We start from the raw sequence: 15,959 nt of genomic DNA on the forward strand, positions 1-15,959 counted from the left end.
ACCCTCACCGGCCGCGGCCCGGTGCGGGCTCCGGCTCGCAGGACGGCGCTGCCGCGCGACGGGGGAGCAGCAGCGGAGTCGCCAGCAGGAGCACGCCGGCCAGGCCGATCGCGGTACGCGGGCCGAGCAGGCCGCCCAGTAAGCCCCAGACGGCCGTCAGGAGCGCGGTCGAGGCCTTGGTCGTCACCGCCCAGGCGGACAGCGTGCGGGTGACCCGGTCGGTCGCGGTGCGCTGGAGGCGGTAGGTGGCGTGGACGGGGTTGAAGACCCCGCAACAGAGGATGAGCCCGAGCTCGACGCCCATCACCAGGAGCAGTCCGCCGGTGCCCGGCCCCAGGAAGGCCAGGCCGACGGGCCAGATCGCGCGCAGCGCCCCGGACGCGACCAGGACTTGGTGCTGCCCGAACCGGGTGACGAGCGGCCCGGCCAGCCGGGAACCGAGCAGCCCGCCGATCGAAGGCGCGGCGAAGGCGAGGCCGTACTGCCACGGCGCGAACCCGAGGCGGCCGAGCATCAGAACGGCCAGCAGCGGCGAGGTGGCCATCACCAGCCCGTTGAACAAGGCGGTGTTGAGGAAGAGCGGACGCAGCGTGGCGTCGCCGAGGATGTACCGCCAGCCGTCGAGCAGGTCACCGGCTCTCAGGCGCGCGCTCTCCGGGCGCTCGGGCGGCGGCTCGTGTCCTCCGATCGCGCGGATGCCGAGGGCCGAGACCAGGTAGCTGACGGCGTCGGCCACCACCGTGGCCACCGGACCGAGGAACCCGATCGCCGCGCCGCCCAGCGGCGGCCCGATGATCGTGGTCGTCCAGGCCGTGGACTCGAACCGGGCGTTGGCGACGAGCAGGTCCTCGGCCGGCAGCAACGTCTTCAGGTACGCGCCGGAGGCGGCGCGGAACGTGATGTCGGCCGCCGCGACGACCACCGAGACCAGCAGCAGCTGAAGGAAGGTGAGCACGCCGAGCGCGAACGCGGTGGGGACCGTCAGCAGCGCGGCGCACCGCACCAGGTCCATCGCGATCAGCACGTGCCGCTTGCGGCGGAACTCCACCCACGCACCGAGCGGCACCGCCACGGCGGCGCCCACCGCGGCCCCCACGGAGGAGAGCGCGGCGACCTCGGCCGGTCCGGCGTGCAGCACCTGGATGGCGATCAGCGGGAACGCGCCGAAGGCGAGCCACGTGCCGAGCGCTCCGGCCCCGTACGCGCCCCACAGCCACCCGAACCGCCGCCCCAGCCGGTGCCCGCTCCCCATGACCGACGCTCCTCGCCATCGCACTGCTCACAACCGATCCGCGACCGGAAGCATCCAAGCGAGCGCCATGACCAGGGGTCAAACAACCCCCTGGCCGCGCAGTCACAACCAATGGTTGTGACCATAGGGTGCCGGTATGGACCTCGACACCGTCCGGACGTTCGTCGCCGCCGCCGACGCGGGGCAGTTCCAGGAGGCCGCGACCGAGCTCGCGGTCACCCAGCAGGCCGTCTCCAAGCGCATCGCCACGCTGGAGCGCAACCTCGGAGTGCGCCTGTTCACCCGAACCCCGCGCGGCGCCGAACTGACCATCGACGGGCAGGCGTTCCTGCCCCACGCGCGCGAACTCCTGCGTGTCGCCGAGCGCGCGGTCGCCTCCGTGCGCACCGGCCGCCGTCCGCTGCGCGTCGACATCATCGCCTCGCGCGGCGCGGCGTCGGGCCTGATGCGCGGCTTCCACCGGGCGTACCCCGAGATGGAGCTCGACGTGGTGATGCTGTTGGACATCGAGACGGCCGTCGCCGCCGTCCGGTCCGGTGCGATCGACGCGTCCTTCCGTGCCGTCGCCGCTCCCGGCCGGCCGCTGCCCGAGGACATCGACTCCGTCCGGGTGCTGGACGAGCCGCTCCACATCCTCACCGGCCCCGCGCACGCGCTGGCGGGCGCCCGGTCGGTGACCCTCACCGAGCTCGCCGGGCACCGGATCTGGATGCCCGGCATCGTCCCCGGAACCGAGTGGGCCGCCTACTACGACGACCTCGTCGCCGAGTTCGGACTGACCATCGAGGCGACCGGCCCCAACTTCGGCTCCGACGCGCTCCTCGACACCATCGCCGACACCCCGGCCCTGGCCACCTTCATGGGCGGCCACACCCGCCTCGTCTGGCCCGCCGGCCACGGCCTGCGCCGGATCCCGGTGACCGACCCGACGCCCGTCTACCCGCACTCGCTCCTCTGGCACCGGGACAACCCGCACCCGGCGCTGGCCACCCTCCGCGCCCACCTCGCCGCCACGGCGGCCGGCCACGACGCCGCCGGGACCTGGACGCCGGACTGGACGCCGGACTGGACGCCGGACCGGGTGCCGGCGCGCTGAACGACGCCGCGTCCACGCTCGCCGTGCCCCCATCGACGGGAAGTCGCTCGGGGGAGTGGAATCAGTCCACGGGATGCCCGGGGTCGATGCCGTGGGCGTCGCTGAGCCGGAGCAGCGGTCCGCCGGAGTCCTCCCGTACGCCCCACTCGACCGGGTCGAGGACGAACCCGATGTGATCGCCTCCGCCGACCCGCCCCACCACCTGACCGACGAACCACGCCTCGGCGTCCTCCAGGACGACGGTGCCGACGTGCCCCTGTCGCCATCGGACGTCCCGGAACTTGTCGTCCCCGTCGTCGCCGGTCCGCCCGCCGAAGACCTCGGCCAGCCCCAACTGCTCCCGGGCCAGCAGATGGACGGCCAGGAACTGCGCGGACCGCGCCACCCGGAAGGTGCGGTTGGCCTCGGACAGCCACACCACGAAGCGCACCGGGCGCAGAGAGCACTGCGAGGCGAACCCGACGAGGCATCCGGCGCGTTCGCCGCCCGCCACGGCGGTCACCACGCACATGTCGGGATCGAGCCGGTCGGTGAAAGCGTCCATGTCCGGCATGTTCAGGCCCCTCCTGTCTCCCCGGCCCGTTCCGCTCGACGGCCATCGGTCGATCACTCGGGAAGTACGCCCTCTGTGTGCCCCGAACTCGCCCGACGTCACTGGATCCCCCGCGTCGCAACTGCGCCATGGCACAACCGCGACGCCACCCGACCCTTGAGCACGGCCGGGGGCGGCCGGACGATCAGGGTCTTCCACTCTTCACAAGAGTCCGAGGAGTCCCCTTGCGCATGGTTCCCATCCCCAGACCCGGGCTGCTCGCGCTCGGCGCGGTCACAGCCCTGGTACTCGGGGCCGTACCGGCCGCCACCGCCGTACCCGGGCACCCGGCCGGTGCCGTGCCGCCCGCCGGTACCGCACAACGGTCACCCGGCAACGGCAGCACACACACCGTCACGCTGATCACAGGTGACAAGGTCACCATCGGCACCGCCGCCGACGGCACCGTCATCCGGTCCTTCGAAGGCGCCGACGGAACCACCAGCGGCTACCACCGGGCCGTCCTCGACGGCGCGACGTACGTCTACCCCGACTCCGTCCTGCCCTACGTCAGCGCCGGAAAGCTCGACAAGCGGCTGTTCAACGTGACGCAGCTGATAGCCGACGGCTACGACGACGCGCACGCCGAACGGCTGCCGCTCATCGTGCGCTACACCGACGCCGCGGCCAGGTCCCGGACCCGGCCGACGGTGGCGGGCGCGACGGTCGTCCGCCGGCTGAACGGCATGCAGGGCGCCGCCCTCGCCCAGAACCGCGAGAAGGCCACGGCGTTCTGGGCCGCGCTCACCGGCGACAAGGGCTCCGCGACGGACCGTGGCGCGAAGCCCGCCTTCACGAACGGCATCGCCAAGGTGTGGCTCGACGGCAGGGTGCAGGCCGACCTGTCGGAGTCGACCGCGCAGATCGGCGCGCCGCAGGTCTGGGAGAAGGGCAACACCGGCAAGGACGTGAAGGTCGCGGTCCTCGACACCGGCGTGGACCCCGAACACCCCGACCTCGCCGAACAGATCGACGCCGGCGCCAACTTCGTCCCCTACGAGACGGACGTCACCGACTACCACGGTCACGGCACGCACGTCGCCTCGACGATCGCCGGCACCGGCAGCGCCTCCGAAGGCAAGGAGCGGGGCGTCGCCCCCGGCGCCCGCCTGGGCATCGGCAAGGTTCTCGACAACGAGGGCCGGGGCCAGGAGTCCTGGATCATCGCGGGCATGGAATGGGCCGCCCGGGACCAGCAGGCCAAGATCGTCAACATGAGCCTGGGCGGCGGCGGAGACCACACCGACCCGATGAGCGAGGCCGTCGACCGGCTCAGCCGCGAGACGGGCGCCCTGTTCGTCGTCGCCGCGGGCAACGGCGGCCCGAAGTCCGTCACCAGTCCCGGCGCCGCGGACTCCGCGCTGACCGTGGGCGCCGTCGACTCCGCGGACCGGCTCGCCGAGTTCTCCAGCCAGGGGCCGCGTGACGGCGACGCCGGCCTGAAGCCCGAGATCACCGCGCCCGGCGTCGACATCCTGGCGGCGCGCACCCACTACCAGCGGGGCGGCACGGGCCACTACACCACGATGAGCGGCACGTCGATGGCGACACCGCACGTCGCCGGTGCCGCCGCGCTGCTGGCCGCCGCGCACCCGGACTGGACCGGCGCGCGCCTGAAGGAGGCACTGGTCAGCAGCGCCGAAGCCACCCCGGCGTACACGCCGTACCAGGCGGGTGCCGGCCGGCTCGACGCCGCGGCGGCGGTGCGTGCCTCGGTCTTCGCGACCGTCAGCGCCTACTCCGGCTTCCACACCTGGCCCGCGAAGCCGGGAGAGACCGACGTCCAGAAGGTGACGTACACCAACGTCGGCGACACCCCGGTCGCCCTGGACCTCGCGATCGACGCCGCCACCGCCCCGGCGGGGCTGTTCGCCCTCTCCGAGGGCCGGATCACGGTGCCCGCCCACGGCACCACCTCGGTCTCCCTCACCGCGGACCTGGCACGGCTGCCGGCCGACCAGCCCCTCAGCGGCATGATCACCGCCACGGACGGTGCCGGTGAGGTCCGGGCCCGCACCCTGATCGGTGGTGCCAGGGAGGGACGGCGACAGAATCTGACCCTGGTCGCCAAGGACCGTTCGGGCAAGCCGCTGACCGGCCGGGTCTACCTCCTCTCCGAGGGCCGCTTCGAGGTCCTGGATCTCGACGCGTCCGGCACCGGCACCGCCCGGCTGCCCGAGGGCAGCTACAACGGATGGCTGGTCGCCGACGTACAGGGAGCGGAGGGACCCCACTCGCTGGGCATGGCGCTGCTCGCCTTCAACGACGTGCTGCTCGACCAGGACCGCACGGTCACCCTGGACGGCCGCAAGGCCCGCCAGATCCTCGCGCGCGTCCCGAAGCAGACCACTGCCGTCGCACCCCGGCTGGACGTCCAACGGTCCTTCAGCGACAGCCTGTTCGCGACCTCCATGCTGCCCAACCCGTCCTACGACAGCATCTGGGCGCTGCCGACCGGCAGGAAGGTCACCGACGGCGCCTTCGACTTCGGTGCCCGCTTCCGCCTGGAGCAGCCGGCGCTGACCGTGGGCACCGGGACGCGGACCTACGACGACCCACTGGTCAAGCGCGCGGCCCAGCCGCTCCCGGCCGGCACCAGGACACTGAAGGCGGTCTTCGCCGACGAGGGGACGGCCGGGGCACTGGCCCGGCACGACGTGCGCGGCAAGGCCGTCGTGGTGCGGCGCGGCGACACCGTTGAGATCCGGGAGCAGGCGGAGGCCGCCGCCGCGGCGGGCGCGCGGCTCCTCGTGGTCGTCAACGACGGCATCGGCCGGCTGCAGCCCTGGGACGAGCACCCCCACGGCCCGGCGAGCCCGGCCCCGCTGACGGTGGCGACACTCGACGCCGACCAGGGCGCCGACCTGATCGAGCGGCTGCGGCGCGGCCCGGTCGCGCTGAAGGTGACGTCGCATCCCACCACCGACTACCTCTACGACGTGGTGCACCACTGGACCGGCGCGGTCCCGGCGGACCCGACCTGGCCCGTGCGGCCGCACGAACTGGCCCGGGTGGACGTCTCCTTCCGCAACCCCCGGCCCGCCAAGGCCAACGAGTTCCGCTACGACCTCTGGGAGGGCTGGACGGCCGGAAACCAGCTCATGACGCCCGCCCAGGGGGAGCGGACCGACTGGGTCACCGCCGGCGCCGACTGGGTGGAGGCGGCCATCGTCGTCGGGGAGACCGGACAGGAGTCGATCGACATCCTGCGCTACGCGCCCCGGAAGAGCAGTGAGGTCAACTGGTTCGGGCCCATCCAGCGGCCCCGGATGAGCGCGCGCGGCTCCCAGCCGGTGCGCTACCTCGACACGATGTACATCCCCGCGCCGGGCTGGGGCGACTCCGGCGCCGGCCACGTCGGAGACGCCTACGGCAACTACGACGCGGTCAACCGGGTGTCGCTGCACCAGGGTGACCGCGAGCTCGACTGGGGCAACGCCGAGCGCCTCACGACTCCCGAACTCGCCCCGGAGCGCCTGCCCTACCGGCTGGTGGTCGACAACGACCGCGGCGCCTGGGAACACCCGTACTCGACGCACACGTCGACCGAGTGGAACTTCACCTCCGCGGTCAGCGGCACCGAGTCGGTCGAAGCCCTGCCGCTGATCCAGCTCGACTAAGACGTGGACACCGACAAAGCGGGACGGGCGGACCGACGCGCCGAGCTGACGGTGACGGCCTCCCATCTGCCGGGCCCGACGGCCACCATCGGGAAGCTCTCCGTCGAGGTCTCCTACGACGACGGGACGACCTGGCACCGGTCCGACCTGGACCGTCACGGTGACGGATGGCGCACGAGCCTCAAGGCCCCCAGGACCGCGGCCTTCGCCAGCCTCCGGGTCACCGCCCGGGACAGCGCCGACAACACCGTCTCACAGACGATCACCCGGGCCTTCGGCCTGCGCTGACGTCACCGAGCAACACCCACACGGGCGGGACCGCAGCCGGCGGCCCCGCCCGTCGGCGTCGCGGCCGGCAGCGCGCCTCGCGGCCGCCCGCGGTCGGCCGACGGACGAACCGGAGCGCAATTTAGTTGGCGGCGCCGGAAGCGCCGCGCCGTGGTCTCACCACCGTCACCGCCGCCGGGACCCGCGCAGCCGTCGACCTCGACGTGGTCGCGTCGGCGGCGCGTGACGCGAGGATCCGCTGTGTCGTCGGGCCGCAGACCGACGTCCAGCGGTGGATTTCCCGCCCCGCGGACACTCCTGCCACGCTGTCCGCGAGACGATCCGCCGGCCACGCTCCGAGAGGTCCGCCATGCACCAGCCTCCCTCGACCTCACCCCGTCCACCGGAGAAGTTGGGGGCAGTTGACCGGGCCTTCCGCGCGGCCGCCGCCGGTCCGCTGCCCATGGGCATCATGCTGGATTTCGACGGCCCAGCCCCCACGCTGTCCAGCGTGCGAGCCCGGGTCGCCGAGCGCGTCGCGGACATCGCCTCCCTGCACTACCGGGTCGACAGCGACGAGAAGGGGCTGAGGGCGGTCGGCGAGCTCGCGGTGGAGGAGCACGTGCACCAGCTCGACCTGCCGCGAGAGGAGCACGACAGCCCGAACGGCGCGGCCCGGGTGGCCGACCGCATGATGATCAGCACTCCGCTGACGTCGAGCCGACCGCCGTGGGACCTGTGGCTGATCCCCAGGGCGCAGGGCCACTCGCTGTGCTTCCGCTCCGACCACGCGCTCAGGGACGGCGCCGCCGCCGTCTGCATCACCCGTGCTCTGCTGGACGATCGACCTGGCTGGCAGCCACGGATGCATCCCGCGGTGACCCCTGGTCTGCGCGGCTTCACCTCGGTGACAGGACAAGCCCTCCGTGCCCTGCGCTCCCCGGAGGTACCCCCGGCCTTCGCGGCCGACCCCGCCGAGACACAGAGCATGTTCCACGCCGACGTCGCCCTCGACCACCTCCACGCGGCGCGCCGCGTCCACGGCGGCACCGTCAACGACGTCTATCTGGCTGCCCTTTCGCAGGCCGTCCGGCGCTGGCACGAGGAACGCACCGGCCGGACACACCCCCCGATGCCGATCTCGATGCCCCTGTCGGTGCGAGCGCCGGGTCAGGAACTGGCCGTCGGCAACGCGCTGGTGACCGCACGGGTGACCTTGCCCTGCGCACACGCCGATTCTCGCCAGGCACTCGAGCACGTCATCTCCCAGACCGAACACCTCCGGCGCAGCCACCATCGCCACGCCGCCCGCCTCGTGCTCGGCACCCTGCCTTCGGCAGTCGGGATGCGGGCGGCCCTGCGCCTGGCCGACGCCGAGGCGGTTCCTGCCCTGGCGTCCACCATGGAGGTCGGGCCCGAGCTCACCCACCAGGGCCAACGGGCCACGCACGCCGCCATGTTCATCGCCCTGGCCGGCGGGCTGCGCTGCTACACCGCCCTCACGACGTACCAGGACAACGCACGGCTCACGGTCGTGCACGATGACGGCCTCACGGGCATCGGCCGCCTCGGCGACCACTGGCTCACCGCGGTGGGCGAACTCGTCGCTGCGCCCCGCAGGAACTGATCGGCGAGCAGAGTCCCGCCGCCGCGACGTGTGCTGCTCCGGTTCGCCGACCGGGCTCTCACGGCCCACGACGCGCTGCGCGGACGGGTCGCCTTTGCCGCTGGTCAGGGGCGGTACACCGTTCCAGGCACCGGCCGGGCGGGATGGAGGAGTTCGGGCACCGTGACGAAGGTGTAGCCGCGCTTCTTCAGTTCGGCGATGATGCCCGGCACGGCGGGCACGGTGCCGTCGTAGATGTCGTGCAGAAGGATGATGCCGTCCCGGCCGGCCTGATCCAGGGTGCGCTTCTCGATCAGGGCCGAGTCCGTGGTCGCGTAGTCCTTCGCGGTCGTACTCCACAGGACCTGGGAGAGGCCGAGCTCCTCGCAGACGGCTGTGACCTCCTCGTCGGTGCGGCCCTGGGGAGGCCGCATCAGGGTGGGCCTCTGGCCGGTGATCTCGGCTATCGCGTCCTGGGTGCGGCCCAGTTCGTCGCGTATCGCGTCCTTGCCGAGCCCGTCGAGGCGCTGGTGGGTCCAGGTGTGGTTGCCCACCTCGTGGCCCTCGGCGGCGAGACGGCGGACGGTCTCCGGGTACTTGAGCACGTGGTTCTTGCCCAGCAGGAAGAAAGTCGCGCGGACCTTCTCCTTCTTGAGGATGTCGAGGAGCTCTGGCGTGTCCTTGCCGGGGCCGGCGTCGAAGGTCAGGGCGATGCACTTGGCCTTCTCGCAGTCGACGGGTGCGTCGGCGCCGCCTGCTTCGTCCGCGGTGCGTCCGGCGGTTCCGGGTCCTCCGTCCCCGCCGGTGACGGCCCCAGCGTTCTCCAGTGCCTCCGCGCGGGCCTCGGAGGGCGAGGTGGCGTGGGTCTGGCAGCCCGTGAGGGCGAGCGCGGCGAGCGGAAGCGCGGCGAGTGCCCGGGCGATCCCGGGCCGCACCCGGCCCGGCCCGGGCGGGGTGGTTGTGGTGCTGGGCGGCGCTGCGGACATCACGGAGGTCCTCCGGGCGTGGTGGCTGGGTGTCAGCGGTGAGCGGGAGCGTCAGCTACGGCGAGCGCCGTCGTCACCGGTCGGACCGGTGCGCGGCCTCCGCCTCCGCTGTACGTGCCGCCATCGCGGGTCGGCGCCCGACGGGGTCGGGAGCTGGGGGAGCGGCGGGTGACGGAGGCCAGGACGGCTGTTGTGGCGAGGGCGACCCTGCGATCCGCCCTGCGCACGAGGCCTCTGCTAGGGGTGGTCCGTCGCCACCGTCGTTCTGCGGTGGGCGCGGACGAGCGCGATCACCGTCTCCGCCGTGCGGGCAAGGTGGCTGCGGCCGTCGGGCAACTGTGCCGACGGGCTGATGTAGCTGAGCGGCCCGACGTGAGTGGCCGGGTCGAGCCGGTACTCGGTGATCTTTCCGGCGCGGGCGGCCCGGTTCCAGCCGCTGGCCCGGAACAGCGGCCAGCGCTGGGGGAAGATCCAGGTGCCGAGCCGCTCGATCCGGTCGCCGGCACTGGTCAGCCGATAGAGGTGCTCGGCATGGGTGAGGTCGTTGGCGCCGTTGTGGAACCCACCGAGCATGATCAGCAGGAGCGGGGAGCGCAGCTGCGCGTGCAGTTGGGCGACAGCACCGGTGGCGACCTGCGCGCCGCCGCTGTAGCTGAGCAGCACCACGGGGATCCCGCTGCCGAACTCGTAACCGGCGAGGCGGAGTTGGGTGGCGATCTGGGAGCCGACGGCCCGGTTGTACAGCGGGCGGTACCGGCGGTCGGCGGCGACGAAGATCTGGATGACGTTGTGCAGGAAAAGCAGCAGTCCGACGCGGCGCTGCAGCCACGCCCACACCGGCCGGTCGGCGAGCGGGTCGGCCAACGGCGAGTACGGCTGCACCTGGCCCAGTACCCGCAGTTCCGGCGCCCCGTTGAGCAGGGCCTTGACCAGCTGGCCGCCGTCCCGGCTGTCCCGGACGCGCCGCTTGCCGATGCCGTCGAGGTAGACCAGGTAGGCATCCGGGGGAGCGTCCGGCTCCGCGCCCCGGGCGTAGGGCACGCCCCGGGGCAGCGCGGTGACGGGGGCACGCCAGCCGGCGCCGTAGGCCATCACCTCGTAGCGGGCCAGCAGGGCTTCGGCGAGGAGGGCAGGCCCGATCGCGAAGACCCAGAGCAGGAAACTGTTCATGCGAGCGACTCCCGCGATCCGGCGGTGCTGAGGTTCACGACCAGACGTCGAACGGCCTCCACGGCGAGACCGAGCCCGACCCCGGCGACGGCCACGCAACCCACGGCGGTCCACCACCCCAGCCCGGTCGCCGTGGCGAGGGGCTCGGCCAGACCGGCCCCGACCCCGACGAAGAGCAACAGGTGGAGCACGGGCCCGAGCCAGGGGAACGCGAGCACGGCGGAGAGCACCAGCGGAGCGGCCACGCCCGGCGTCCACACCAGCCCGTCACCGGGCGGTGGGGAGGACACCACCAGTTCGGCCAGGTTCCACGCGGTCAGCGGCCACAGCGCGAACACCGCACACTCGACGAGGCCACCGGCGAGCAGCAACGAGGCCACCAGAGTCCGTGGCATGCCGGGCCGGCGCACCACCAGGGGCAGGATGCGACCGGCGGCCTCCGACACCCCGGCGAACAGCAGCAGGACGACGACGGCAGGTGACATGGCTCAGCCTCGCCGCGACTGTGCGCCGGACGCCGGCCGACCGGACGACCCGGTCGCGCGCACGTACTGTTCGACCTCGTCGGCGGCGCGCCGGTATCCGCCCGCCGCGTGCAGGACGTCCTGAAGGGTGGACGCGGCCTCGCGGAACCGGCTGTCGCCGAGCAGCCGCCGGGCGAGGGCACGTACGGAGCCCTTGGTGACGTCCTGGGAGCGGATCGACAGGCCGGCGCCGAGCTCCACGACGCGGCGGGCCACGATCGGCTGGTCGGCGCCCAGCGGCACGACCAGCATCGGAACCCCCGCGTAGATGGCCTCGTTGACGCTGTTCATCCCGCCATGGGTGACGAACAGCGAGGCACGGGCGAGCACTTCCGTCTGCGGGACGAAGCGGCGGGCGAGCACGTTGGCCGGCAAGGGGCCCAGCGCGTCGGGATCGGTCTGCCCGGTCGACACGACGACGGTGCCGCCCAGGGGCGCGAGCGCGGTGGCGAAGCTGCGCAGCAGGCGCGGGTCGGCGTTGAACACGGTGCCCAGGGAGGCGTACAGGACGGGGTCGTGCAGCCGGTCGACCGAGAACGACGGAACCGCCGTGCGGGCGCCGATGCTCGGACCGACGAACCGGTAGCTCTCGTCGAACCTGTCGGCGGCGGGCTGGAAATCCCGTGCCGTGTACACGAGATTGAGCGGCTGCCGGATGTTTCCCATGTCGAACCAGGGCAGCCCTCTCGTGTCGAAGTCGTGGCGCAGTCGAAGTCGTGACCGCAGATGGTTGCGGAGGCTGCCGGGGCGAGCCGCCGCCGCGACCAGCAGGCCCCACGAGCCGCGGGTGGGGCTCGGCACCTGCCTGTTGTACGCGAACGTGGTGAACGACGACACCGCCGGGACCCCGAGTGCGCGAGCGGCGACGGCGCCCCACGGACAGGTGCTGTCGTGCACGATCAGGTCGGGCCGTATCCGTCGCAGGTCGTCGATCACCGTGGGCACCATGCGGACGGCCGCGCCCGTCAGTGCCTCGATCAGGGTGAGCGGGGTCGGCGGATCGGGGAGCGGTTGCTGGGCGCCGGGGTAGAGACACACCGTCGCGCCGGCAGCCGCGACCTCCTCACGGAAGGAGGGGGAGGTGTGGTACGTGACGGAGTGGCCACGTCGTACGAGCTCGGCCACGAGCGGCAACGTCGGGTTGACGTGTCCGTGCATGGCGATGCTGAGGAAGGCGATGGTACTCAAAGAGCGCTCCGCGAGAGGGAATGGGTCGATGCCTCGCCCCGGTCGGCCGACGCCGCCGGAGGTTCCTCGGTCCGGTACAGGCCGGGCCCACTGATGCGCAGCCCGTCGAGGAACTGACCCGCCGTGCGGTGCGCGGTGCTGATCAGCCGCTGTGACTGGCCGAAGTCCCACGGTGCGGGCCAGGCCTCGATGCCGGTCGGCAGTACGACGGTCGGGATGTGCCGGGACACGGCGTCGAGGTCACGCTCGATCTGATGTTGTATCAGCAGGAGTCCGGCCCTGGCGGCGACGGCGCCGGCCCGTCGGTTCGGGACGGGCAGGTGCGGCGCCGAGCTCCCCGGCCCGGTCGTCAGCACCACCACGCTGGCCGCCCCGGCCCGCAGGGCCGCAAGGACCGGGACATAGGCGATCACGCCGCCGTCGACGAGGATGCGGCCCTCGCGCTCCACCGGGGGCAGCATCCCGGGGATCGCCGCGCTGGCCAGCAGCGCGGACTGGAGGTCCCCGCGGTCGAGCGACACCGACGCGCCGGTGGCGAGGTCCATGGCCACCGCGGTGAACGGGACCGCCAGCTCCTCGATCCGGGACGGCAGCCCGGACCTGGCGATGAGCCGGCGCAGACCGCGGTCGGTGAAGAGGCTGGCACGCGAGGGCAGGAAACCGAGCGGATACACCTCACGGCGTCGCAGCTGGGTCCACACACCGTCGAGCCACGGTGCGGCCCCGGTGGGGTGGGCCGCCGCTATGGCTCCGGTGAGGGCGCCCACGGACGTCCCAATGATCATGTCCGGGGTGAATCCGCGTTCCTCCAAGGCGTACCCGACACCGGCATGCGCCGCTCCGAGCACGCCGCCCGCGCCCACCACCACGGCCACGGGCCGGGGAAGGGCGGCCAGGCCGGCCGGCAGGGGGCCTTCGGGCCCCGGGCTGGAGGGCAGGGGACGCGTCACCTGGCCGCCGTTCGGGGTTCGGCGCTTCTCGTGGCCACGTCCCCTTGTCGGATCCCCGGCACTGAAACCCCAGCGCGCCCATGTGACCGGTACCCGGCCACAGGCATTCCTCATGATCAACCTCTCTCGCCACGGCACGGATCGGGACCGATTCTCAGCCGGGCGGCACCCCGATCTGGGAAGCGAGGTGCCCGACGCGCCTGGTGAGGCCGTCGCCGAGGCGCGTGACGACGCCGCGCACTCCGCGCGGGCGAGGCGCGGGCCGCTTCGCAGGAGCCGTGGTGCTGCTTCGTGGCCGGGGAGGCCTCGAGGTGGCGCAGGTCGCTGCCGGCCCCTGCGGCAAGCGCGGTGGGGGTGCGGCGTCCACCGTGTCGACGAACGTGACCGTCTCGTCGAGCGGCGCCCGGCCCGTACGGGGCTCGGCCGCCCTGAGGTCCGCGAAGCCGATCGACATGCCGCAGAAGAGGAGGAGCTCGTCCGGCGGCGCCAGGACCTCGGCCACGGTCGCGTGGTACTTCGCCCACGCCATCTGCGGGCAGCTGTGCAGTCCCTCGGCGCGCAGCAGCAGCATGACGGTCTGCAAATACATGCCGACGTCGGACCACTGGGCCGGGCCCATGTCGCGATCGACGTAGCAGAACAGGGCGGCGGGTGCGCCGAAACAGTTCCAGTTCGCGGCAGCGGCCCGCTGGCGGGCCTCCAGGTCCTCGCGCGCGATGCCGAGTGCGCCGTAGCGCTGCTCGCCGAAGGCGGACCGGCGCTCGCGGTACGGGGACTTCAGTGCGGGCGGGTACTGCTGGTACTCCGGCTCGTCCCAGGGGTCACACGCGGTCAGCCGCCTGCCGGTGCGCTTCTTGAGCTCGGTCAGCGCCCCGCCGGTGAGTACGTACGTGTGCCACGGCTGGAGGTTCGACGCGGAGGGTGCCCATGCCGCGCCGGAGAGAACGCGCTCCAGCACCTCCGTGGGGACATGCCGGTCGGTGAATGCCCGCACCGCCCGTCGGCTGGTGACCGCCTCATAGACGTCGAACATCGTCCACCTCCCATGTGCTCGCCCCCCACGTTGGTTGCATTCACGATAGTATCACTCGATACAATCGCGCCCGTAACTATGATCGAGCACCAATCCCCAGCCCTTGGTCCCCCGCCTCGGGCGCCGCTTATCGGAGGAAACCCATGGCCACGCTGCTGCACATCGACTCGTCCTTGTTTCCCGGCGGGCTGTCCGCGTCCCGCGCGGTCACGGAGGTCTTCCGCAAGGTCTGGGAGGAGCAGCACCCCGACGGCCTGGTGATCTACCGCGATCTCGCCGTCGACCCGGTCCCGCACATCGGCATCGACGCCCACACCGCCGCCTTCGCCACCCCGGCGGAGCGCACCCCGGAGCAGTCCGCGGCGTTCGCCCCGCGCGAGACCCTCATCGAGGAGCTGGAGCGGGCGGACGCCATCCTTATCGGCGCCCCGATGTACAACTTCACGATCCCGTCGACCCTCAAGGCGTGGCTGGACAACGTGATCCTGCCCGGCCGCACCGTCGGCGAGGCGCCTTCCGCCGAGGGCACCCCCGTCACCGTCGTCGCCAGCCGCGGCGGCTCCTACGCGCCGGGCACCCCTCGCGAGGACTTCGAATACGTGCGGAACTACCTGGAGGCAGTGCTCAAGGGCAGCCTCGGCCTGGAGCCCGACTTCATCGTCCCGGAACTCACCATGGCCCCGCGCAACCCGGCCATGGCCGAACTGGTTCCCCTCTACGAGGCCTCCCGCGAGCGCGCCTTCGAGGACGCGACGGCCAAGGCCAAGGCGCTCGCGGAACGGCTCGCCGGCTGACGCCATGGAACAACCTCCGTGTGACGACTCGGTCCAGGTCGTCACACGGTGCGGATGTGGGCCCGTCTCGCAGGCCTGTCAGGGCGAAGGGGTCGGGGTGAACTCGACGCGGGCGAGGCCGGCGTCCTCGCCGTGGACCGTCGTGCGCGCCTGTGCTCAGGACGCTTCGTCCGAGGGATAGGCGAAGCGGGTCAGCAGATCCGCCAGCTGCTCGGGCTCGCCGGGGCCCAGTTCGGCGACCAGGCGCTCGGCCAGTGGCCCTGCCGCCACATGGGCCGCGTCGAAGAGTTCGACGCCCTGAGGCGTGATCTCCACCGCCCGTGCCCGGCGGTCCCCCGGAACGGCCTTGCGCTCGGCGAGGCCCCTGCGCTCCAGGTCGTCCACGACCCGCATGACCCCCGCCTTGTCCGACCCCGTGGCGGCGGCCAAGTCCCGCTGCACGGTCGGTCCGTGCTCCATCAGCACGATCAGTACGGCGAAATGCCGCAGCTCGATACCGAGCGGCCGAAGTGCCTCCGTCATCACCGCGGCCGCGCGCCAGTGCGCCCGGCGCAGCAGCAGGCCGAGCGCGAAGGGCGAAGCGTCCCCCGGGCGGTCGGTCGCACGCGAGGTGGTGGATTCTTCAGGGGCGTCGGGGGCCATGAGTGCACCTTACCAGCCACGTTTCATTCGATACGGTATCGCCTGAACCCGAACCTGGACGTGGGCGCCGGCCCTCGGGTGAAGCCGGGCTCCGGCCCGAGGGCCGGAAGTGGGGCACTTTCCGGGTCCGTCTCCCCGACAGGGGGTCGGGGTGACGGGGAGACGGACGGTGTGCTCAGCCGAACTGGCCGGGCTGGTAGCTGCCGGCGGGCTGCTGGTTGATGACGTTGATGCGGTTG

The 15,959-nt window shown here is 72.6% G+C and carries 13 protein-coding genes and 1 pseudogene; 5 read left to right on the forward strand and 9 right to left on the reverse strand.

Annotated features, from left to right (window positions below):
* Nucleotides 1–4: 4 nt before the first annotated feature.
* Entirely contained in the window at nt 5–1,252 is a 1,248-nt protein-coding gene (locus AB0O67_RS06420; RefSeq protein ID WP_365446774.1) for an MFS transporter, read from the reverse strand.
* A gap of 136 nt (nt 1,253–1,388) precedes the next feature.
* Here AB0O67_RS06420 and AB0O67_RS06425 point away from each other — a divergent pair, with 136 nt between their 5' ends.
* Nucleotides 1,389–2,348, forward strand: a complete 960-nt coding sequence (locus tag AB0O67_RS06425; RefSeq protein WP_365446776.1) for a LysR family transcriptional regulator — start codon at nt 1,389–1,391, stop codon at nt 2,346–2,348.
* 61 nt (nt 2,349–2,409) lie between these two features.
* Here the strand turns inward: AB0O67_RS06425 and AB0O67_RS06430 are convergent, their stop codons facing one another.
* Entirely contained in the window at nt 2,410–2,901 is a 492-nt protein-coding gene (locus AB0O67_RS06430; protein WP_365446778.1) for a flavin reductase, read from the reverse strand.
* A 230-nt stretch (nt 2,902–3,131) separates the two neighbouring features.
* Between AB0O67_RS06430 and AB0O67_RS06435 the strand changes: the two genes are divergently transcribed.
* From AB0O67_RS06435 to AB0O67_RS06445, 3 genes are all read left to right on the forward strand, one after another.
* Nucleotides 3,132–6,560 carry a S8 family serine peptidase gene (locus AB0O67_RS06435; RefSeq protein WP_365446812.1) on the forward strand — a complete coding sequence of 1,143 codons (3,429 nt, stop codon included), beginning with the start codon at nt 3,132–3,134 and terminating at the stop codon, nt 6,558–6,560.
* 3 nt (nt 6,561–6,563) lie between these two features.
* On the forward strand, nt 6,564–6,848 hold the full coding sequence (locus AB0O67_RS06440) for a hypothetical protein (RefSeq protein ID WP_365446780.1): 285 nt from the start codon (nt 6,564–6,566) through the stop codon (nt 6,846–6,848).
* A gap of 391 nt (nt 6,849–7,239) precedes the next feature.
* Nucleotides 7,240–8,454 (forward strand): wax ester/triacylglycerol synthase domain-containing protein, encoded by a 1,215-nt coding sequence (locus tag AB0O67_RS06445; RefSeq protein ID WP_365446782.1) that lies wholly within the window; start codon nt 7,240–7,242, stop codon nt 8,452–8,454.
* A gap of 104 nt (nt 8,455–8,558) precedes the next feature.
* On the opposite strand, the gene AB0O67_RS06450 is transcribed toward AB0O67_RS06445, so the two are convergent.
* The 6 genes and pseudogenes from AB0O67_RS06450 to AB0O67_RS06475 form a co-directional block, all read right to left on the reverse strand.
* Complete coding sequence (locus AB0O67_RS06450; RefSeq protein ID WP_365446784.1) at nt 8,559–9,419, reverse strand: polysaccharide deacetylase family protein; 861 nt, start codon at nt 9,417–9,419, stop codon at nt 8,559–8,561.
* A gap of 237 nt (nt 9,420–9,656) precedes the next feature.
* Entirely contained in the window at nt 9,657–10,589 is a 933-nt protein-coding gene (locus AB0O67_RS06455) for a hypothetical protein (protein ID WP_365446786.1), read from the reverse strand.
* On the reverse strand, nt 10,586–11,074 hold the full coding sequence (locus AB0O67_RS06460) for a hypothetical protein (RefSeq protein ID WP_365446788.1): 489 nt from the start codon (nt 11,072–11,074) through the stop codon (nt 10,586–10,588). Before AB0O67_RS06460 ends, AB0O67_RS06455 begins: the two co-directional genes overlap by 4 nt.
* A 3-nt stretch (nt 11,075–11,077) precedes the next feature.
* The gene (locus AB0O67_RS06465; RefSeq protein WP_365446790.1) at nt 11,078–12,301 is read right to left on the reverse strand and encodes a macrolide family glycosyltransferase; all 1,224 of its coding nucleotides are present in this window, start codon (nt 12,299–12,301) and stop codon (nt 11,078–11,080) included.
* Nucleotides 12,298–13,251, reverse strand: a complete 954-nt coding sequence (locus AB0O67_RS06470) for a patatin-like phospholipase family protein (protein WP_365446792.1) — start codon at nt 13,249–13,251, stop codon at nt 12,298–12,300. Before AB0O67_RS06470 ends, AB0O67_RS06465 begins: the two co-directional genes overlap by 4 nt.
* Before the next feature lie 370 nt (nt 13,252–13,621).
* Nucleotides 13,622–14,284 (reverse strand): annotated as a pseudogene (locus tag AB0O67_RS06475) (nitroreductase); the annotation flags it as partial.
* 143 nt (nt 14,285–14,427) lie between these two features.
* On the opposite strand from AB0O67_RS06475, the gene AB0O67_RS06480 reads away from it, so the two are divergent.
* A complete protein-coding gene (locus tag AB0O67_RS06480; protein ID WP_365446794.1) occupies nt 14,428–15,078 on the forward strand; it encodes an NAD(P)H-dependent oxidoreductase in 651 nt (216 codons plus the stop codon).
* 156 nt (nt 15,079–15,234) lie between these two features.
* Here AB0O67_RS06480 and AB0O67_RS06485 read toward each other — a convergent pair whose 3' ends face one another.
* Nucleotides 15,235–15,720: a MarR family transcriptional regulator gene (locus AB0O67_RS06485; protein WP_365446796.1), complete on the reverse strand. Its 486-nt coding sequence runs from the start codon at nt 15,718–15,720 to the stop codon at nt 15,235–15,237.
* Nucleotides 15,721–15,959 lie beyond the last annotated feature (239 nt).

The organism is Streptomyces sp. NPDC086077 (assembly GCF_040686175.1).
Classification (GTDB): domain Bacteria; phylum Actinomycetota; class Actinomycetes; order Streptomycetales; family Streptomycetaceae; genus Streptomyces.